The 22,594-nt window shown below is 33.5% G+C and carries 17 protein-coding genes and 1 other RNA gene; 2 read left to right on the plus strand and 16 right to left on the minus strand.

All coding sequences use genetic code 11. The features are described 5' to 3' along the window. Positions 1-62: 62 nt before the first annotated feature. The 6 genes from alaS to sal all read right to left on the minus strand — a co-directional run bounded on the left by alaS (position 63) and on the right by sal (position 10,301). On the minus strand, positions 63-2,693 hold the full coding sequence (alaS, locus tag KA845_RS07110) for an alanine--tRNA ligase (protein ID WP_002510465.1): 2,631 nt from the start codon (positions 2,691-2,693) through the stop codon (positions 63-65). Between the two features lie 321 nt (positions 2,694-3,014). After that, complete coding sequence (recD2, locus tag KA845_RS07115) at positions 3,015-5,408, minus strand: SF1B family DNA helicase RecD2 (protein ID WP_002510464.1); 2,394 nt, start codon at positions 5,406-5,408, stop codon at positions 3,015-3,017. 3 nt (positions 5,409-5,411) lie between these two features. Further along, entirely contained in the window at positions 5,412-6,077 is a 666-nt protein-coding gene (locus KA845_RS07120) for a tetratricopeptide repeat protein (protein WP_210127886.1), read from the minus strand. A 271-nt stretch (positions 6,078-6,348) separates the two neighbouring features. Further along, complete coding sequence (gene mnmA / locus KA845_RS07125) at positions 6,349-7,461, minus strand: tRNA 2-thiouridine(34) synthase MnmA (RefSeq protein WP_103387849.1); 1,113 nt, start codon at positions 7,459-7,461, stop codon at positions 6,349-6,351. 1 nt (position 7,462) lies between these two features. Further along, entirely contained in the window at positions 7,463-8,605 is a 1,143-nt protein-coding gene (locus KA845_RS07130) for a cysteine desulfurase family protein (protein ID WP_002510461.1), read from the minus strand. 61 nt (positions 8,606-8,666) lie between these two features. After that, the gene (gene sal / locus KA845_RS07135; RefSeq protein WP_002510460.1) at positions 8,667-10,301 is read right to left on the minus strand and encodes a Sal family ABC-F type ribosomal protection protein; all 1,635 of its coding nucleotides are present in this window, start codon (positions 10,299-10,301) and stop codon (positions 8,667-8,669) included. Positions 10,302-10,589: 288 nt separating this feature from the next. On the opposite strand from sal, the gene KA845_RS07140 reads away from it, so the two are divergent. Next, complete coding sequence (locus KA845_RS07140) at positions 10,590-11,600, plus strand: LLM class flavin-dependent oxidoreductase (RefSeq protein ID WP_002510459.1); 1,011 nt, start codon at positions 10,590-10,592, stop codon at positions 11,598-11,600. A 39-nt stretch (positions 11,601-11,639) separates the two neighbouring features. Here the strand turns inward: KA845_RS07140 and KA845_RS07145 are convergent, their stop codons facing one another. The 3 genes from KA845_RS07145 to cymR all read right to left on the minus strand — a co-directional run bounded on the left by KA845_RS07145 (position 11,640) and on the right by cymR (position 12,516). Next, positions 11,640-11,801 (minus strand): hypothetical protein, encoded by a 162-nt coding sequence (locus KA845_RS07145; RefSeq protein WP_002510458.1) that lies wholly within the window; start codon positions 11,799-11,801, stop codon positions 11,640-11,642. Positions 11,802-11,832: 31 nt separating this feature from the next. Next, positions 11,833-12,015 (minus strand): CsbD family protein, encoded by a 183-nt coding sequence (locus KA845_RS07150; protein ID WP_210127888.1) that lies wholly within the window; start codon positions 12,013-12,015, stop codon positions 11,833-11,835. Positions 12,016-12,096: 81 nt separating this feature from the next. After that, on the minus strand, positions 12,097-12,516 hold the full coding sequence (cymR, locus tag KA845_RS07155; RefSeq protein WP_002510456.1) for a cysteine metabolism transcriptional regulator CymR: 420 nt from the start codon (positions 12,514-12,516) through the stop codon (positions 12,097-12,099). A gap of 86 nt (positions 12,517-12,602) precedes the next feature. On the opposite strand from cymR, the gene KA845_RS07160 reads away from it, so the two are divergent. Next, a complete protein-coding gene (locus KA845_RS07160; RefSeq protein ID WP_103387846.1) occupies positions 12,603-13,877 on the plus strand; it encodes a replication-associated recombination protein A in 1,275 nt (424 codons plus the stop codon). Positions 13,878-14,369: 492 nt separating this feature from the next. On the opposite strand, the gene KA845_RS07165 is transcribed toward KA845_RS07160, so the two are convergent. The 7 genes from KA845_RS07165 to KA845_RS07195 all read right to left on the minus strand — a co-directional run bounded on the left by KA845_RS07165 (position 14,370) and on the right by KA845_RS07195 (position 22,413). Then, positions 14,370-15,143, minus strand: a complete 774-nt coding sequence (locus tag KA845_RS07165) for a tRNA threonylcarbamoyladenosine dehydratase (protein WP_002510454.1) — start codon at positions 15,141-15,143, stop codon at positions 14,370-14,372. Positions 15,144-15,257: 114 nt separating this feature from the next. Further along, positions 15,258-15,448, minus strand: a non-coding RNA gene (gene ssrS, locus KA845_RS07170) — 6S RNA. 63 nt (positions 15,449-15,511) lie between these two features. Beyond that, on the minus strand, positions 15,512-17,278 hold the full coding sequence (gene aspS, locus KA845_RS07175) for an aspartate--tRNA ligase (protein ID WP_210127890.1): 1,767 nt from the start codon (positions 17,276-17,278) through the stop codon (positions 15,512-15,514). Between the two features lie 6 nt (positions 17,279-17,284). Then, positions 17,285-18,553, minus strand: a complete 1,269-nt coding sequence (gene hisS, locus KA845_RS07180) for a histidine--tRNA ligase (protein ID WP_002510452.1) — start codon at positions 18,551-18,553, stop codon at positions 17,285-17,287. 332 nt (positions 18,554-18,885) lie between these two features. After that, positions 18,886-19,761: an N-acetylmuramoyl-L-alanine amidase family protein gene (locus tag KA845_RS07185; protein ID WP_103387845.1), complete on the minus strand. Its 876-nt coding sequence runs from the start codon at positions 19,759-19,761 to the stop codon at positions 18,886-18,888. Beyond that, positions 19,758-20,210: a D-aminoacyl-tRNA deacylase gene (gene dtd / locus KA845_RS07190; protein WP_103387844.1), complete on the minus strand. Its 453-nt coding sequence runs from the start codon at positions 20,208-20,210 to the stop codon at positions 19,758-19,760. Before dtd ends, KA845_RS07185 begins: the two co-directional genes overlap by 4 nt. Before the next feature lie 13 nt (positions 20,211-20,223). Next, a complete protein-coding gene (locus tag KA845_RS07195; RefSeq protein WP_021459896.1) occupies positions 20,224-22,413 on the minus strand; it encodes a RelA/SpoT family protein in 2,190 nt (729 codons plus the stop codon). Positions 22,414-22,594 lie beyond the last annotated feature (181 nt).

The raw sequence follows: 22,594 nt of genomic DNA on the forward strand, positions 1-22,594 counted from the left end.
TCAACACTCCTTAAATAATAGTAAAAATTCTTACCTTTATCTTAACTTACAATACACAAGACTTACAGTGATTTAATATAATCTTTAATAGAACGTAATGATTCTGTTATGTTTTCAGGTTGTGTACCGCCACCTTGAGCCATATCAGGGCGACCGCCACCTTTACCTCCGACGATTGGTGCCATTTCTTTAATAATATCACCAGCTTTAATAGTTTCCGTTAAAGCTTTAGGCACAGTGGCAATTAATGATACTTTTCCACCGACATCGCTTGCTAAAATAATGATTGTATCTTGTAATTTAGATTTAAAATCATCCATTGCTTCACGTATCGCTTTTGCATTATCTACTTCGATTTGAATTGCTAAAACTGGGAGGCCATTTAAATCTTCAACTTGATTGCTTATATCTCCCATTTTTAATGAATTAATTTCTTTATTACGTTGCTCTAATTGTTTGTTCAATGCTTTTTCTTCTTGTTGCATATGCTCTACTTTTTCAAGTACTTGTTCATCTGATTTAACTTTAACAGCTTGTTTAATGTCATTAAAGTGTTGCTGGATTGTTTCTAAGTGTAAGAACGCTGCTTGACCTGTTAATGCTTCAATACGGCGTATACCAGCACCTGTACCAGATTCACTAATTATTTTGAACAAACCAATTTCAGATGTGTTTTGAACATGAATACCACCACATAATTCAATAGAAAATGGTGACATATCAACAACTCTTACCACATCTCCATATTTTTCACCGAATAGAGCCATCGCCCCTTTTTGCTTAGCTTCTTCAATTGGCATCTCGCTAATATTTACAGTGAGGTGATTCCAAATTTCTTCATTTACACGACGTTCAACTTGTGCAATTTCATTATCTGTCATTGCACCAAAATGAGAAAAGTCAAAACGTAAACGTTCTGGTGCAACAAGTGACCCTGCTTGGTTGACATGATCTCCTAGCACTTCTTTCAATGCAGCATGTAGTAAATGCGTTGCACTATGATTTTTCTTAATAGCTAAACGTTCTTGCTGGTTGACAGTAGCTTGTACCGTTGCAGCTTCTTTAACTTGACCAAAACGTACTGTACCATGATGTAAATTTTGACCATTTGGTGCTTTAGTGACTTCTGTTACATCAATTTCAAAGTCTTCACTACTGATAAGACCTTTATCTGCTACTTGCCCACCACTAACAGCATAAAATGGAGTAGCTGCAAGAATGAAGTAAATCTCCTCACCTGCTTCAGCAGAAGTTACGCGTTCACCATTATGGATAATATCCGTAATCTTACTCTCTTGAGTAGTAGTATCATAGCCAACAAACTGGCTATCTGTAGTGATATCTTTCAAGACTTCACTTTGCACTTGCATTGATTGAGAATCCTGTCTAGCTTGTCGCGCACGATCACGTTGCTTTTGCATTTCCACTTCAAACGTGTCCATGTCTACAGTTAAGTTTTCTTGCAAAGCAATTTCTTCAGTCAATTCTACAGGGAAGCCATACGTATCATAAAGTTTAAATGCATCTTCTCCTGCAATTGTATGGTTGCTCTCTTTCGCTTTAGCTACTAAAGTATTTAAAATATTCAAGCCTTCTTCTAATGTTTCGTGGAAACGTTCTTCTTCTGATTTTATTACACGTTTGATAAAATCTGACTTTTCTTTCACATTAGGGTAATAAGGTTCCATAATTTCAGCAACAATATCAACTAATTTATACATAAATGGTTCATTAATAGCTAACGTTTGGCTAAATCGTACAGCACGACGTAACAAACGTCTTAGGACATAACCACGTCCTTCATTAGCAGGCAATGCACCGTCAGCAATGGCAAAAGAAATCGTTCTAATATGATCGGCAATTACTTTAAAAGCAACATCATCTTGGTCATTAACTAAATATTTTTTACCAGAAACTTTTTCAACTTCTTCTATGATTGGAATAAATAAATCCGTTTCATAATTAGTACGAACATTTTGAGATACTGAAGCCATACGCTCTAAGCCCATTCCTGTATCAATGTTTTTATTAGGTAATGGTGTATAAGTATGATCTTTATTATGGTTAAATTCACTAAATACTAAGTTCCATACTTCTAAAAAGCGTTCATTTTCGCCACCAGGATACATTTCTTCTGCCGGATCATCTGCACCAAATGCATCACCACGGTCATAAAATATTTCTGTATTAGGACCAGATGGGCCTTCGCCAATATCCCAAAAATTACCTTCTATACGAATGATTCTACTTTCATCTAGTCCAACAACGTCATGCCATAAATTGTAGGCTTCCACATCTTCTGGATGAATTGTGACATAAAGTTTATCCGCTTCCATGCCCATCCATTTATCACTTGTTAAAAATTCCCAAGCATATTCAATGGCTTCTTTTTTAAAATAATCACCGATAGAAAAATTCCCCAACATTTCAAAAAATGTGTGGTGTCGAGCCGTAAAGCCTACATTTTCAATATCATTCGTTCTAATAGCTTTTTGTGAATTAACAATTCTTGGCTTTTTAGGAATTTCTCTTCCATCAAAATATTTTTTCAATGTTGCCACACCTGAGTTAATCCATAAAAGTGAATCATCATCTATAGGTACTAACGGTGCCGATGGTTCAACCATGTGTCCTTTCTCTACAAAGAAGTCAATAAAACTTTGTCTTATTTCACTCGCTTTTAATTGTTTCATTACTTTTCCTCCATTACAATATATAACTCATTGTATAAATTTTTAAATTTATAAAAAAGCATAAAAAAAGTCCATCCTCAAAAGGGACGAACAAATCGCGGTACCACCCTAGTTATATTCATTAATAACGATGATGCATGAATAAATGCAACTCATCACTTATTGAGAATATCACTCGTTTTAATATTTATTACTGACACAAAGTAGCATTCTATAATCCAAGCTGTACTTTTCACCACACAGTACATCTCTGTTTGTCTTAGATTATATACTCGTCTCTATGCAAACTTAACTTTATTTTATTTTCTTTTGTTGTCAATGTCAATCATTTACGAAGTCATATGGTGATAATTGCCCCATATTAATCATTGGGTCAATTTGATATATGGTACTCTCAGTCAAAGTAACTGTACTATTAAGTTGCTGGTTAATATCTTCTTGGTCATCATCTTTACCTGAGTCACTATCAAAGTAAGCTTGCAGTAAGTCACATAATTGAGTCATTCTTACTTGACCATTTGTCTTTAAACCAATTGTAAATGCATTGGGATCACCTAAAAAGACCAATGATTGTTTTGCACGTGTCAGACCTGTATACAAAATAGGCTTTTGTAACATTCTGAAATACTGTTTTACCATAGGCATAATGACAATTGGAAATTCAGAACCTTGTGATTTATGGATAGATGTACAATAAGCATGTGTTAATTCCATTAAATCTTGTCGTGTAAATGTTATCTCATTACCTTCAAAATCAACCACTAATACATCTTTATCTAAGGCATTTTCTTTAGCCCAAAAAATACCTACAATTACTCCGATATCTCCATTAAAAATATTATCATTTGGTCTATTAACCAATTGCAATACTTTATCGCCTTTTCTAAATAAAACTTCACCAAATGCAATTTCACGCGTATCTTTTATTTTTGGATTTAATATATCTTGTAATACTTGATTTAATCGTTTAATGCCTGCAGAACCTTTGTACATAGGTGCTAATACTTGAATATCACTCATATCATAGCCTTTGTTAACAGCACTAGCTACAACTTTTTCAACAACTTGTGGTATTTGTTCTGTTTGACAGTTGATAAAATTACGGTCATGAAAACGCTCGGTAATATCTATTGGTAACCCCAATTTAATTTTATGCGCTAACTCTATAATACTAGATCCATCTTGCTGTCTATATACTTCAGTTAAATTAACTCTAGGAATAACTCCAGAGTCAATTAAATCTTTAAAGACTTGTCCGGGACCAACTGACGGTAATTGATCCTCATCACCAACTAAAATGACTTGTGCATCTAACGGTACTGCACTCATAAATTGATGAAATAACCAAGTATCTACCATCGACATCTCATCTATAATAATCAATTTAGCATTAATTTCATTATCTAAAATATCTTCAGGTTGTGTTTCTTGATTCCAACCAATAAGTCGGTGAATGGTCATAGCTTCTAATCCTGTAGCTTCAGCTAATCGTTTAGACGCTCGCCCTGTCGGAGCACCTAACACAATAGGATAATCATCTTCTTTATAATCGTCATAATCTAAAGAAAGGCCATGTATTTCAGCATACAATTCTACGATGCCTTTAATTACAGTTGTTTTCCCTGTACCAGGTCCTCCTGTTAATAACATCACTTTTGAATTAATAGCGGTTTGTAGTGCTTCTTTTTGTGATTCAGCATAACTGACTGTATTTTGGTCCTCTATATTACCAATTTCTAATAATAAGTCGGACATTTCAATATCTTTCAATTTTTTAGTGTACGTGAAATTGCGATATAAATTTTGGACACTCTTTATTTCTGAATAATACAAACTTGGAATAGCTAATTCAGCTTCTTGCTGTACTAATTTATCTTCATTGACTAGCTGTTCAACTTGATTAGCTAATATCGATTGATCTATGACTTCAGATGGAGGATTAGATAAAATATCCTGTACCAATTCTAAAACAAATTGCGTAGGTAAATAGGTATGTCCTTGTTTAATACACTCTTCTTCTAGTATATAGAGTATTCCTGCTTTTAAACGTTCTGGATCGTTATATTGAATACCGATATTTTTGGCTAACATATCAGCTTTATTAAAACCGATACCCTTGACATCATATACTAATTGGTAAGGTGTCTTTTCTACTACATTGAGTGTTTCACCTAAATAAGCTTGGTATATATTCATTGCTAACTTCGGCCCAAAGCCTAAGTCATGTAATCTAATTATTATTTGTTCTGTTTCTTGGTTGCTAGCAATTTGTTCTGCAATTTGTTTTTGTTTGCTTGCAGATAAACTCGGCACCTTACTTAAAACTTGTGAATCGTTTAATATATCAGCAATGGCATTTTCACCGAGTGTATTAACAATATTTTGAGCCGTCTTTTTACCAATACCTTTGAATAAGTCACTAGACAAATAACTGATAATTGCTTCCTTCGTTTGTGGTAATTCCTTTTCAAAAATATCTGCTTTTAATTGTTTACCATATTTAGGATGCGTAGCTATTTGCCCTTTAAATGTATAGACATCACCTTCCACAATTTCAGGAAAGAACCCTACAACTGTAGGCATACTATCAAATGATTCATTGGTTTCAATTGTATCAACTTTTAATACAGTATAAAAATTATCTTTGTTTTGAAACAAAATAGCATCTACTGTACCTTTAATCATTGAATAGTTAAACAGTGTAGGATCTGCCATGATTTACTCCTCCTCTTTTATTGCTTCGAATGTTTGGATTGCATGTTGACTCATATGGTGTTCAGGGTTAATTGCAACTGCTTGCTTAAAATAACGTAATGCTACATCTATATCTTCAGTATCCATGTATGTTGCTAACCCTAAATTATATAATGCATCTACATGCTTATTGTCTAAACTCAATACGCGATTTAATTGTGTAATAGCTTGCTTAAACATTTCTAAATGACATAACACCAAGCCATATTGAAATTGAACTTCTACATCTCTACGATCGTCTTTTTCTGCAGCAGTCATTAAAAAAGGCATAGCCTCTTTAAACGCTTCTAATTGGTTAAATGACATACCAATCATATAATTCGTATCAACCACGTCTACATCATATTTTAACGCAGTTTGATATAGTCGAATTGCTTCATTAAAACGACCTTCATTATAATATACATTAGCTAAATTATAATATACTGGACCATTTTCTGAATCAATTGTTAGTGCTTTTTGGAAAAAAGTTTCAGCATGTTCAACTTCTCCTGCTTCAGCAATTAAAATACCTGCATTAATATAATTTTCAATTTCTTCAGGCTGTGCTTCTATATTATCAAAAAGTGCTTGTAATGCTTTTTCAGTTTCACCATTTTTTATGAATTCATATACGTGTTCTTGTTCCATTGTTAGTCCTCTTTTCTTATCTTGTTATTTATAGCATACAAAAGCTTAAAACATTGGACAATGTGAAATATAAGTGGCTAACTAGTTCTAACTTTAGTTATAAAGTTTTTGTCTAATGCCGTAAAGTTACTTAACTTAGGTCTATAAGTATATGTATAAAAAGCAAACAATCTACGCTTTAAGTGTAAATTGAATGCTTATTAAATATCAATTTAAAGTAAGTTAACTCTAACTTAAACTTACTATTGTTTTGTCTATAAACTGTATTAATTTATATGACGTAACTTAATTGTCCAGAATTTTTGAAAACATCATCAATTGTAGCCCCGCCTAAACATACATCACCGTCATAAAACACAACTGCTTGCCCAGGAGTAATCGCTCTTACTGGTTGATCAAACGTAACACGAATTGAATTGTCATCTTCTTGTTGTACAAAAACTTGAGTATCTCGTTGTCTATATCTAAATTTCGCAGTACATGAAAAACCTTGTGCTAAATCCACTGGGTTAATAAATGAAAAGTCTGAAGCAATTAAATAATCACTGTACAATGCATTATGATCAAAACCTTGTTCGACATATAATACATTTTCATCAAGATTTTTACCTACTACAAACCAAGGATCACCGTCGCCACCAATACCTAAGCCATGACGTTGACCAATAGTATAATACATCAATCCTGCATGTGTTCCTTTGTTTTCACCGTTTAACGTACGCATTTCACCCGATTGTGCAGGCAAATATTGTGATAAAAATGATTTGAAATTGCGTTCACCAATGAAACATATACCTGTAGAATCTTTTTTCTTAGCTGTTGCAAGATCTTGTTCTTCTGCAATGCGACGCACTTCTTTTTTATCAATGCCACCAAGTGGGAACATAACATGTTGTAATTGATCTTGTGATAGTTGATTTAAGAAATAAGTTTGATCCTTATTATTATCAACACCACGTAACATTTCAACATGACCATCATCGAATCGTTGTACACGTGCATAATGACCTGTTGCTACATAATCTGCACCTAGTTTTAAAGCGTGTTCTAAAAAGGCTTTGAATTTTATTTCTTTGTTACACATTACATCAGGATTAGGCGTTCTTCCTTTTTTATATTCATCTAAGAAGTAAGTAAATACTTTATCCCAGTATTCTTGTTCAAAATTCACTGCATAGTAAGGAATTCCTATTTGATTACAAACAGCGATAACGTCATTGTAATCCTCTGTTGCTGTACAAACACCATTTTCATCAGTATCATCCCAATTTTTCATAAAAATACCGATTACATCATACCCTTGTTCTTTTAACAAATGTGCTGTTACAGAACTATCAACACCGCCTGACATACCTACTACTACTCGTACGCCTTCTTTATTCAATTTATACTTCCTCCTTAAATTTATGATAGATTTTGTGAATTTCCATCGTTATATATTTGATTTCTTGTTCAGTCGATAACTCATTAAAACTAAATCGTACTGAGTGTTTTGCTCTGTCATCATTCTCATACATCGCTGCCAACACATGAGATGGTGTTGTTGAACCGGCTGTACATGCTGAGCCAGATGATACATAAATACCCGATAGGTCAAGTAACGTTAACATAGTTTCAACATCTATAAATGGAAAATATAAGTTCACAATATGACCAGTAGAATCTGTCATAGAACCATTTATTTCGAATGGGACCGATCTTTCTTGTAAAGTTACAATAAACAAATTTTTCAAATTCATTAAGTGTACATTATTGTCATCTAAATTTGCATTAGCTAGCGTCAATGCCTCTGTTAAGCCAACAATTTGTGGTACATTTTCAGTGCCTGCACGACGTTTTGTTTCCTGTTCGCCACCTAATTGCCAATATGTTACCGGCGTATCTGCTTTTACATAAAGGACACCTACACCTTTTGGTCCTCCAAATTTATGCGCTGTTATGCTTAATGCTGCGATATTAAAGTCTTGAATGTCAATTGGTAAATGTCCTACCGCTTGAACTGCATCTACATGAAGCAATGCGTTTGATTCAGCTACAATAGCATCAATATCATACATTGGTTGAACAGTACCAATTTCATTATTTACAAACATAATTGATACAAGCACCGTGTCCTCTCTCAGAGCTTCACGCAATTGTTGTAAATTAACTATGCCTTCAGTATCTACATCAAGATATGTTACTTCAAATCCTTCACGTTCTAACTGTTCAAACACATGGAGTACAGAATGATGTTCAATTTTTGAGGTAATAAGGTGTTTACCTTTATGTGCTTGCTGATAAGCGATGCCTTTGATTGCTGTATTATTTGATTCAGTTGCACCACTAGTAAAAATAATTTCGCTAGGTTTAACACCAAAAAACTTAGCTACTGTTCTACGCGATTCATCTAAATACTTTCTTGCGTCTCTTCCAATACTATGAATAGAAGAAGGGTTACCATAATGCGTCTCATAAATATCCATCATTTTAGTTATAACTTCTGGTTTAACTGGGGTAGTTGCAGCTGAGTCTGCATATACTTCCATGTTTTGACACTCCTCACAATTTTATCAATGTTCCCATGATAGCACCATATGATTAAATTTTCTAGTTGTCTGTTTGAAAGTTACCAAATGCATCAATATCTTTATAATCTTCTAATAAATTTTTGGTAGCTTCAATATTAAAATCTTCTTTTACTTCTAAATCTTTGTTCACTATTGTTTTATTTTCAATATGCCAATGCGTCGCTTGAAACTCGGAGATGATCGCAGCATCATGACTGACAATAAACACTTGTCCATTAAAGCTTTCAATCATTGACATTATTAATTTTTGTGTACGTATATCAAAATAATTTGTCGGTTCATCTAAGATTAATAGATGTGGGCTAGCAAAATAAAGTAATACAAATTGTAAACGGCTTTTTTCACCCATCGATAAATGTTTGATTGGCTGTAGTATCTGATCAGTAGTAAATTGGAATGCGCTTAATATTGTTTGTGCATGACTATTCGTCATACCTTCCAACTTCATAACCAAGTCTTTAGGTGATAAATTATCTGCTAAATTATCATGCTTTTGATCAAAACAAGCGATTTTCAATGAAGGTGAATGTTTTACAGTACCTGTTGTTGGTGCTCTCTTCCCAGTAATAATATCTACAAGTACTGATTTACCACTACCATTGTTACCTGTAACCAAGATATTTTCACCTTTCCTTATATTCAAATTAACTTGGTGGTACAGGCAAGTATTGTTAATGTCGTAACCCATTTGATCAAATTGTAGTAAATACTTATTTTGAAATGTATCGGTTTCTTGAAACTGATACTGTGTTACATCATGTTGATTAGGATTAACAATGTCTTGTTCATTTATTTTGTGTGTTAGTTGTGTTTCTTTTGCCTTGGCACGCTTCATCAATTTACTCAATTTCTTTTGTTCGTATGGATTTCGAACACTTGCTTTGGCTTTTGCACTCGCATGCCAACGTTGTACTTGATCCATAGATGACTTTAAATCATTGATTTCTTTTTGCGCCTTCTCAAATGCTTTAACTTGTGATTGTTGTTCTATTGCTTTAATTTGTTCATAGTTTTCATAATTACCTTCATACATTGTAGTTTTCTGTGAGGTAATTTCTATAATTTGACTTGCTACTAGATTAATAAATGACCTCAAATGTGATACTAATAAAATAGTTTGTTTAGATTCATTGATCATATTGGCTAATAAAGTAACCATATGGCTATCGAGATGATTCGTTGGTTCATCTAATAACAGACACGGCTTATTGGACATCAATGCACGAATAATAGCTATTTTTGTTTGCTGTCCCCCACTTAATTCTTTCACTTTTTTATCTAAATCAGAAGCTGACAATTGAAAAAGCTTAGCTTTAGTTAAAATGTCTTGCTCAAATTCATAACCTGATAAATCAATGAATTCACCAAGTGCATCTAAATCTTGAGTCATTTTTCGTTTTAAAGTTAATAGTGTTGCATCCACGCTCATGATATAATCTAGTGCATGCTCTTCACCATACATTGCTAAATTTTGGTGCATCAAATATGTGTCATCTGGATATTTATTGTGTATTGCAGTTAACAGTGTTGTTTTGCCAACACCATTGTCACCTATTAGTGCTACATGATTTCCTTGTTGTATTTGTATATCTACCGTTTCGATTAGTGTTTTCCCGTATAGTTCAAATGGTTTTTGAGCATAATAAAAAGACATTACACTTCTCCTCTTTTAACGCAAAGCTGTAATGTCTCTATTCGTTTGATAACGATATTTATTTAGTATTGCTACATACTTAAAAAGACAGAGACATCCCAACTAGCGCGATTTTTGTATAGATTTGTTGTTGTTTAAATTGCTTATGAGATTTATCCATTGTCTTAATAAGGCCACCTAACGTTTTAAATTTACTATATTATAGCAGTGAGCATAATTTTACGCAAGCAGAAGTTGGACTGATATACTGAGCAATACGAACATAATTAAAGGAGGAGACAACGAGCAATGCCTAATATAAAACTTTCAGCATTAAACTTGGTTCCTATAAGAGAAGGCCAAACAGATAAAGATGCTATCAGTGACATGGTATCACTAGCACAAAATTTAGAAGACTTAGGTTATGAACGCTATTGGATTGCAGAACATCATAATGCACCTAATTTAGTTAGTTCAGCAACAGCGTTACTAATACAACACACATTAGAACATACCAAACGTATCCGTGTAGGTTCTGGTGGTATTATGTTACCTAACCATGCACCACTAGTTGTCGCAGAACAATTTGGTACGATGGAAACTGTTTTCCCAGATCGTGTAGATTTAGGTTTAGGACGTGCACCTGGCACGGATATGATGACTGCAAGCGCATTAAGAAGAGACCAACATAATGGTGTTTATGAATTTCCAGAAGAAGTAGAACAGCTAGCTACTTATTTTGGACCAGGAAATAAACAAAGCTACGTTCGTGCTTACCCAGCTGTCGATAAAAATGTGCCACTATATATTCTAGGGTCATCAACAGATTCTGCACATCTAGCAGCGCGTAAAGGGTTACCTTATGTATTTGCCGGTCATTTTGCGCCTCAACAAATGCATGAAGCAATACAAATCTACAAAGAATTATTTGAACCATCAGAGTATTTAGCTGAACCTTATATGATTGTTTGCTTAAATGCAATTGTCGCAGAAACTGATGAACAAGCAGAATTTTTAGCTACTACACAAGCACAAGTCATGGTTAGTGTAACACGTGGAAGAATGCAACCGGTTCAACCTCCTACTGATGACTTACAAGGTATTTTAACACCTCGTGAATTTGAATTAGCTAAACAGCGTATGGAGCAATCTTTAGTTGGGTCTGAAGCAACTGTGCAAGCTAAATTAGAATCATTTATGCAAGAGCATGGTGACATTGATGAATTAATGGCTATAAGTTATGTTTACGACCAACAAGAACAACTAGCTTCCTTTAAACGCTTAAATAATGTAATTTCTAAAGTAAACAACAGCAATTAAAATAACAAAAAAGCAATACCACGTAGGTATTGCTTTTTATTATTTCTCATCTTTATTATCGTTGTTATCTTCTTTATTGCCGCCAGTGAATTTATCGATTTGTTCACTCGCTTGTTGTGCTTTTTCGTTATCAACATTTTTTAGTTTATCAGATACGCTTTTAGCAGCATCTTTTGCTTTATTTAAGAAATTTTCAGCCATTTTTAATAGCCCCTTTCAATTTAATATAAGTTTATTTTTTTAATTTATCAATTGCTTCATTTGCTTTATTTTTAGCATTTTCCACTACTTCTTTTGCCTTGCCAGAAGTTTTATCTTCTTTTCCTTCATTTTCAAGGTCTTTATTATCTGTCACATTACCGACTGTTTCTTTGATGTTACCTTTGGCTTGTTCTATCTTGCTTTCATCAGCCATGTAATTACCTCCTTCATCGATACATGTTACAGTTATACCACTACATAGTATTATTAAACATAAAAATAATAATTTATTTGATTAGATATAAAACATGTAGCCATCTAAATTATTTGTTTCTTTATAATCTGCTAAATATTGCAACGTCGTATTATCTAAAACTTCTCTCACAGCATCTCTCATACGTATCCATAATTGCTTTTGGGCAGGTGGTTCAGATTCAATACTTTCTACAAATGTTATAGGACCTTCTAACAACCTTATAATATCACCAGCACTGATTTCTTCAGCAGGCACTCTTAGTTGGTAGCCACCTTTAGCACCACGTACACTTCTAATAAGGCCAGCATTTCTTAACGGGCCAACAAGTTGTTCTAAATATAAGTCACTTAAGTTATTTTCTTCAGCGATTGATTTTAAGGATACACATCCCTGTCCTTGCTTTTTAGCTAAAGATATCATTAATGTTAATCCATATCTTCCTTTTGTTGATATTTTCATTGTATAACCTCACTTAATTCGTCTACTTATTTATTCCCATTTTATCATTTTTTACGTTAATATAATATTAGAAAGGTGTGAATGATGTGACAAATGAACCATTAGCGGCTAGAATGCGTCCCAATAATATAGATGAAATCATCTCACAACAACATTTAGTAGGTTCTAGAGGGATAATTAGAAGAATGGTTGATACTAAACGTTTATCTTCCATGATTTTCTATGGCCCTCCAGGCATTGGTAAAACTAGTATAGCTAAAGCAATTGCTGGAAGTACACAGTATAAGTTCAGACAATTAAATGCAGTTTCCAATTCTAAAAAAGATATGCAAATGGTAGTTGAAGAAGCGAAAATGTCTGGTCAAGTCATTTTATTGTTGGATGAAATTCATAGATTAGACAAAACAAAGCAAGATTTTCTATTACCACATTTAGAAAATGGCAAAATAGTATTAATTGGTGCAACTACATCAAATCCATATCATGCGATTAATCCTGCTATTAGATCAAGAGCTCAAATTTTCGAACTTTATCCTTTAAACGAAGATGATATTCGTTTGGCATTAGAACGTGCACTAGATGATGAAATAAATGGATTAAAATCTTATGCGCCCACTATAGATGAAGATGCTTTGATATATTTTTCAACCCAGAGTCAAGGTGATGTGAGAAGCGCTTTAAACGCTTTAGAATTAGCAGTTTTAAGTTCAGAAACATCAGAACATGGACGACATATTACGTTACAAGATGCAAAAGATTGTCTTCAAAGAGGGGCATTTTTAAGTGATAAAGATGGTGATATGCACTACGATGTAATGAGTGCTTTCCAGAAATCTATTAGAGGTAGTGACGTTAATGCAGCTTTGCATTATCTCGCGCGACTTATTGAAGCTGGAGACTTACCAACAATAGCTAGACGTTTACTAGTTATTAGTTATGAAGATGTAGGCTTAGCGTCACCTAATGCAGGTCAACGTACATTAGCAGCAATTGAAGCAGCTGAAAGGCTAGGATTCCCTGAAGCACGAATTCCATTAAGCCAAGCAGTCATTGAATTATGCTTATCTCCAAAATCAAACTCAGGTATTACAGCAATTGACCATGCCCTTTCAGATATACGTAAAGGCTATGCAGGACAAGTTCCTAATCATTTAAAAGATGGTCATTATAGTGGAGCTAAAGAACTCGGTCGTGCAATTGGTTATAAATATCCACATAATTATGATAATGGTTTTGTTGCGCAGCAATATCTACCTGATAAATTAAAAAATAAAATATATTATGAACCCAAAACTACTTCCAAAAGTGAACAACAATTCAAACAAATCTTCGACAATATAACACAAAACCAACAAAAATAAACCTTCACTATACTGTGAAGGTTTATTTCTATTTATATTATTTTTCAAGTCCTATTAACAGCGACTTGTGCGACTCCTGCGGGAATAGCACTCGCCGAAGACTACAAGCTAAGACAGTGCCTACGTAAAGCGTACATAAAAACTGCCAACAAAGTCGAAAACTTTGTCGTTAAACTTTTGTCATATTAAGGCTTTTGTATAGTATTGGCAGTGACTTATGCCGACTCGCACTTGCCGAAGACTACAGGCTGAGGCAGTGCCCGCGGAAAGCGTGCATAAAAACTGCCAACAAAGTCGGAAATGATGACTAGCATTGAAAAAATCTTGATTTGAAGCACAGTTTCAATACAGTCAGCTACTACCAATATGAAATGAAGGTGGAACAAATCAATGTTATTCCACCTTCATATTTTTTAGCATTACAATAACAAAATCAACAGCAAAAAATTTGTAAGTGTATGTTTTGTACACTAAATAGCACCGAACCTGCTACTATTGTCCTTTATCTTTAATACGTGTCACAGGGATATCACTTAAAATATCATTAATGACATAACTTGCACAAATTAGGCCAACAACACTTGGTACAAATGCATTCGAAGACGGTGGCATTTGTCCTTTTCTAGTCGGTGCATTAGCATCACCAACAGTTTCTTTTACGTCTTCTCTAATAACGAGTGGACTTTCATCTGAAAATACTACTGGTACACCTTTTGTAATACCTAATTTTTTTAATTTTCTTCTAATGATTTTAGCGATAGGATCTGTATGTGTTTTAGAAATATCTTCAATTACAAAACGTGTAGGGTCAATTTTGTTAGCTGCACCCATGCTAGAAATCACTTTGATATTACGCTCTAAACATTCTTTCATCAAATGGACTTTATACATAATTGTGTCACTTGCATCAATAAAATAATCGATATCGTAATTTTCAAAAAGATCCTCATAAGTATCTTCTGTATAAAACATATGCAATGCTGTCACTTTACAATCAGGATTAATTAATTTAATGCGTTCTTCCATTAAGGAAACTTTACTTTGACCAATCGTTGTTGTTAAGGCATGTATTTGACGATTAACATTAGTAATATCGACATCATCTTTATCAATTAAAATGATATGTCCAATATTAGTACGAGCTAATGCTTCTGCTGCAAAAGTACCAACACCGCCGACCCCCAACACAACTACTGTTTGTTCTTTTAATAAATCTAAACCTTCTTGACCATATGCCAATTCATTTCTCGAAAATTGGTGCTTCATAATCAAACTCCTTATAAATTTAACTTTCTATCAAATATAATTATACATGAATTTTACATAGATTTTAATTTTTTATTCACAAAAAAATACGCAAGACCGAAGTCTTGCGTACCGATAGAGTCCGTTTATGTCGTAGTTATAATAGCTTGATCATTCGGCCTGCTAAATACAGGTGGGTGCCCTGTTTCTCATTTTGCAAGTCCTCCTAATTGAGGCGTGTGCGCTATGAGAAAACCTATTGGGCTCCCTGATCAAAGAGTGTTAGGCCCAAATTAAAAAGCAACTTACGAACACTACAGATGACTACCTTATGAGATAATAATAACACATAATTATATATTAGCAAGAATTAAAACTTATATAATTTATTAATGTCTAATTCTTAAAGATAATTCTTCTAATTGATTATCTGAAACTTCACTTGGTGCATCCGTTAATAAACATGTAGCTGAAGCTGTTTTAGGGAATGCAATTGTATCTCTAAGATTAGTTCTATTCGTTAATAACATAACTAAACGATCAAGTCCTAATGCGATACCGCCATGAGGTGGTGCACCGTATTTAAATGCGTCTAATAAGAAGCCAAACTGTTCTCTAGCTTGTTCTTCAGTAAATCCTAACACTTCAAACATTTTTGCTTGTAACTCACCATCATGAATTCTGATTGAGCCACCACCTAATTCATATCCATTAAGTACAATATCATATGCATTAGCTTGTACTTGTTCTGGAGAGTCAGATAATTTAGCAATATCTTCTTCTTTTGGTGATGTAAATGGATGATGTGCTGCAACATAACGTTTTGCATCTTCATCATATTCCAATAGTGGCCAATCAGTTACCCATAAGAAGTTTAATTTTGATTCGTCAATAAGTGATAATTCTTTCGCCAATTTCAAGCGTAAAGCACCTAAACTTTGAGCAACTACATTTGGTTTATCAGCTACGAAAAGTACTAAGTCACCTGCTTTTGCTCCAGTTAATGATTGTAAAGTAGCAATATGGCTATCTTCAAAGAAACGACCAATTGGACCGTTAACACCATCTTCTACAACTTTAACCCAAGCTAAACCTTTAGCACCGTAGATATTTACAAATTCTGTTAAACCATCAATATCTTTTCTTGTATATTGATCTGCCGCACCTTCTGCCACTATAGCTTTTACTTGTCCATTGTTATTTACAGCGTCTTTAAACACTTTAAAGTCCATATCATGTCCAAGTTGTGACACATCAATTAATTCCATACCAAAACGAGTGTCTGGTTTATCTGAACCAAAACGTGTCATCGCTTCATTATATGTCATACGTGGAAATTGTTCTGTTAATTCAATATCTTTAACATCTTTTACAACTTTTTTCAGCATATCTTCGCCCATTGCCATTACATCTTCTTGGTCTACAAAACTCATTTCAATATCGACCTGTGTAAATTCAGGCTGTCTGTCAGCACGTAAATCTTCATCACGGAAACATTTAACGATTTGATAATATTTGTCGAAGCCACTAATCATCAATAATTGTTTAAAAATTTGTGGTGATTGTGGTAAAGCATAAAATTCTCCTTCATGTACACGTGAAGGTACTAAGTAGTCACGTGCTCCTTCTGGTGTAGACTTTGTTAATACAGGTGTTTCTATATCATAAAAGCCGTCTTGATCTAAATACTGACGAATTGAACGTGTTGTTTGATGACGCATTTTAAATGTTTGCGCAAGTTCTTGTCGGCGTAAATCTAAATATCTATATTTCAAACGAATATTTTCATCAACATTTTGATTTTCTTCATTAATTGAAAATGGTGGTGTTTCAGCTTTATTAATAATGTTAATTTCTGAAACTTGTACTTCTACTTGTCCTGTTGCTATTTTAGGATTTACTGTATCAGGATCACGTTTTGTGACTACACCTGTTACTTCTACAACATATTCTGATCTAACGGATTCAGCTGTTGCTAAAGCTTCTTCTGAAAATGACGGGTTAAAGACGATTTGTACATAACCTTCTCTATCTCTTAAATCAATAAATATTAAGCCACCTAAGTCTCTACGGTTATGAACCCATCCTTTTAATGTTACTTCTTGGTCTAATAAATTTTCTGTTACTAATCCACAATATGTTGTTCTCTTACTCACTTTCATCTACTCCTTCTTTTTAAAATATGCGACAACTTCATCTAAATTAATTTTTTCTGTATTTCCTGTAGCCATATCTTTAATATCAATTTCATTATTTTCTAATTCTTGATCACCGATGACAATTGTATAATTTGCCTGTAGTCTATCCGCTTGTTTCATTTGGCCTTTCACTTTTCTGCTCAAATAATCTTTGTCAGCTTTCACACCATTATGACGAAGTTCATTTAACAATTTAACGGCATAGTTATCAGCTTCGTGACCCATCGTAACAATGAATAAATCAAAATCATCTTCGACATCCAACTCAATACCTTCATCTTCTAATGCTAATAATAAGCGTTCAATACTTAATGCAAAACCAATACCAGTATTATTTGGACCGCCTAATAATTCAAGTAAACCATTGTAACGTCCACCACCACAAAGTGTCGTTATTGCACCATCGTAATTCGGGTTATCAATCATTAATTCAAATGCAGTATGAGTGTAATAATCTAAACCTCTTACTAAGTTAGGATCTTCTTCATAACGAATATTTAAATTGTCTAAATGTTGTTTGACTTCATCATAATATTTAGTTGATTCAGCATTTAAAAATTCGGTAATACGGGGTGCAGTTTTTACCGCCTCTTTATCTTTATCGACTTTACAATCAAGAATACGCATTGGGTTAGTGTGTAAACGTGATTGACAATCTGAACAAAAGTCACCGATTACTGGTTCAAAATGTTTTACTAATGCTTCATTGTATTCTTTGCGTGAATCTGCATCACCGATACTATTAATAACTAATTTTAAATGTTTTAATCCAAATGATTGATATATATGCATAACCATAGCTAAAACTTCAGCGTCAATACTAGGATTTTCGGCACCAATTGCCTCAACGCCAAATTGTGTAAATTGGCGGTAACGTCCTTTTTGTTTGCGTTCATATCTGAACATAGGACCGTTATAATACAATTTTACAGGTTGGTTAGGATCACCTTGCATTTTATGTTCGATATAAGATCTTACCACCGCAGCGGTACCTTCAGGTCGTAAAGTAATACTGCGATCGCCTTTATCTAAAAAAGTATACATTTCTTTTTGTACAACATCAGTTGAATCGCCAACACCACGAGCAAATAATTCAGTACTTTCAAAAATAGGTGTACGAATTTCTTGATAATTATATAAAGTCATTAATTCATCTAATTTATTTTCAATATATCGCCATTGTTTAGTGTCTTCAGGAAGTATGTCCTGTGTACCTCTTGGAATATTTATCATATTATCTCTCCTTTTAACAATAAAAAAGCCCCTTGCATGATGAATTATCATACAAGGGACGATTGTGCCGTGTTGCCACCCTAATTGACTATAAAATATAAGTTATAGTCCACTTTAGACGAGTAACGTTCGTCAAACGGCTTTATTTTGTATAAAGCACCTGTTCTTGTGTTCATATAGCTTAAACGACTCAGTATAAATTTTCAGCCAAGATTTATATCTCTACACACATTTACGTGTTACCTTTTTGTTTAAGTATTTCAAGAATCATAACGGTTTATTTATCTAATTCATAATAATGATAACTACTTTACATTATTTTTGCAACCTTTTTATTCAGCGAAATATGAACGTAACCCGTCAATCACTGCTTGTTCAACTATTTTTCGATGTAATTCATCACGAATCATATTTTCGTCAGTAGGATTACTTATATAGCCTAATTCTAACAATACAGCTGGTACGTTTGTTTGTCTCAATACTTGATAGTTTTGTTGTCTTGCTCCCCGATCAGATAATAATGCCTTTTTTTGAATACTTGCATTTAAAGTTTCTGCTAATGCTTTTTGATTTTTCTTAAACCAGTAAACGGTACTACCGTTTGCTTTTTGTGATTTCAATGAATCATTATGTATACTTATAAAAGCATCACCTTTTAAATTTCGCTCATCTAACGTAACGTATTCATCAGTTTCACGTGTCATTTTGACATGGGCACCTTCTTTTTCCAATAACGTTTTCAATTCTTGAGCTGTTTTTAAAGTGTATACTTTTTCCAAGCTTTTTTTCTGTGTATTACTTGAAGCTCCCTGGTCACTTCCACCGTGACCAGGGTCAAGTACTATTGTTTTATTTTTTAGTGGTTTTGCACTTGCTGTCTTATCAGGGGCAATATTTAAATTCGTATGCCAACCAGCAATCCAACCTTTTTCTTTACCGTTATTGGATTCTATTTCAATCCATTTACCGGATTCACCTATTTTATGGAAGTTTTGTCCTTTAGATACAGATTTAATTTTGGGATACGTTGCATTAGGTCCAGTAAGCATATCTGCATCTTCGGTAATATAAATAGTACTACTATCTTCGTCATTGTGATTTAAAAAGGCAATTAACATAATGACAAATACAATAAAAATTACCAGGACAATTAGAGTGGGGAGATTTTTCATTTTATGATTGCTTAACCAAGTATTGAGCCGTTTCATATAATTTTGCCATCCTGACTTTCGTAAATAATAGTAACAGGTCCATCATTTGTTATGCCAACTTGCATATCAGTGCCAAATTCACCTGTTAATACATTTAAATCATATGCTCGTAAGGCATCATTAAATAGTTCGAAAAGTTCATTCGCCTTATCAGGACTCATAGATTTTGTAAATCCTGGACGGTTGCCTTTTTTGACATCTGCATACAATGTAAATTGTGAAATTGACAAAATTTCACCTGCAATGTCTTTAATACTTAAATTCATTTTCCCATTGTCATCTTCAAACAAACGTGCATTAGCAATTTTTTTTGCTAATATCTCAATATCGTCTGACGTTGATTGTTGACCAACACCTACTAATAAACAATATCCTTGTTGAATCTGATTATTTATTGAATCATTCGTAACTGCTGCATTTTTTACTCTCTGCAAAACGATTTTCATATATGTGGCACCTCTAATTCCAAACTCTAGTTACAGTATAGACATCGCCTAGTTGTTTTATTTTATCAACTACGCGATAAACTTCATTTACATTCTTTACCATGACACTTAGATTAATAACTGCATTTTTATCAATATCTGAACGGCCAGATACTTTCACTAAATTACTATTAGTTGAATTTACTGCTTGTAATACTTCATTTAATAAGCCATTACGGTCATATGCAGTAACTTCTAAATCGACTTGGTACCGTTGTGTTGAATCTTTTGATTTTACCCATTCTACATCTATCAATCTATCTTTTTCATCTTTGATGTTTGGACAATCTGTTCTGTGAACTTTGATTCCGTGCCCTTTAGTAATATATCCTACAATATCATCACCTGGGATTGGATTACAACATTTCGATAGTTTAATTAATACGTTTTCAATTCCTTCAACATAAACACCACTATCTGTCGTAATGTCCTCTTTGATAGGTACGGATTTAGTAATTTCTTGTGCTTGATTTAGAGCTTTTTGTTTATCTTGAATACGCTGTTTTTCAGTTAACTTGTTTACAATTTGTAATGCTGTAACACCACCAAAACCAACTGCAGCATATAAATCTTCTTCATTCGCAAAGTTATATTTATTATTGACTACGTCTATGTTTTCATCGATAAGCACGTCATCAACTCTAAAGCCTTGATCTCTAATCTCCGCTTCTATCATAAATTTACCTTTTTCTATGTTAGATGATCGGTCTTGTTTCTTGAAGAAACTTCTGATTTTACTTTTCGCACTAGAAGATTTTACAATTTTCAACCAATCTCTACTTGGTCCGTAGGAATGTTTACTTGTTCGTATTTCAACAATGTCTCCTGTTTGCAATACATAATCAATTGGTTCAATTTTCCCATTAACTTTTGCACCTATCATCTTATTACCAACTTCACTATGAATAGTGTAAGCAAAATCAATTGGTACCGCGCCATATGGTAATTCTATAACATCACTTTCTGGCGTGAATGCATAAACTTTATCACTTTGTAAATCAAATTTTAAAGATTCCATAAATTCTTCAGCATCTGTAGTTGTGTTATCAGTTTCTGCTAGTTCTTTTAACCAATTTAATTTATTATGAAAATCTTCTGTCTTTTCAGTGACCTGCTTTCCTTCTTTATATGCCCAGTGTGCAGCTACACCATGCTCAGCAATCTCATGCATTTCGAACGTTCTAATTTGTATTTCCAATGGGTCTCCATTCGGCCCAACAACAGTCGTATGTAATGACTGATACATATTTTGCTTAGGCATGGCAATGTAATCTTTAAAACGTCCTGGCATTGGTTTCCATAAGGTATGAACTAAACCTAAAATAGCATAACAATCATTGATGGAATTAACGATTACTCTAATCGCTAATAAATCAAAAATTTGGTCAAATTGTTTCTTCTGTTTGACCATTTTTCTATATATACTATAAATATGTTTAGGTCTGCCATTAATATCACCAACAATCGACATAGCACTCATTTCAGATTGAATCTGGTCAATGGCATTTTGAATATACGCTTCACGTTCACTGCGTTTCTTTTTCATAAGATTAACTATTCTGAAGTATTGAACACTGTCAATATAACGTAATGCAGTATCTTCTAACTCCCACTTAATTGTATTAATCCCTAAACGATGTGCAAGTGGTGCATATATCTCTAATGTTTCTTTCGAAATTCGAATTTGTTTATCTCTTGGCATTGGCTTAATAGTACGCATATTATGCAAGCGGTCGGCAAGCTTCACTAAAATTACACGTACATCTTTGGCAATGGCAATAAACAACTTTCTATGATTTTCAGCCTGTTGTTCTTCTTTAGATCGATATTTAACTTTTTTAAGTTTTGTTACACCCTCAACTATCATCGCCACTTCTTCATTGAACATAGCTTTTACGTCATCAAATGTATAGGGCGTATCTTCTATCACATCATGTAGAAAACCAGCAACAATTGTAGGTCCATCTAGATGCATTTCAGTTAAAATGCCAGCCACTTGTATTGGATGCATAATGTAAGGCAAGCCATTTTTACGGAATTGACCCTCATGTGCCTCATAAGCAATATGATAGCTTTTTAACACATATTCGTACTCATCTTTTGATAAATACGATTTCGCTTTATAAAGTACTTCGTCAGCACTGTATGGATATTCGTTATTCACTTAAGACACCCCACACTTAAAAATTAATCATTTAAAATGTTCATACGGTAAAGTTACCTATGTTGACTAATAACTTTATACATTAGTCTATTATACGCACAATTTTATAAATAATAGTTATATGATACTACATGTTGTAAAATAAATAAATGAGTTATGTAAGAGTTAAGCTATTAAATTG

The organism is Staphylococcus sp. GDX8P114P-2 (genome assembly GCF_017892945.1).
Classification (GTDB): domain Bacteria; phylum Bacillota; class Bacilli; order Staphylococcales; family Staphylococcaceae; genus Staphylococcus; species Staphylococcus arlettae.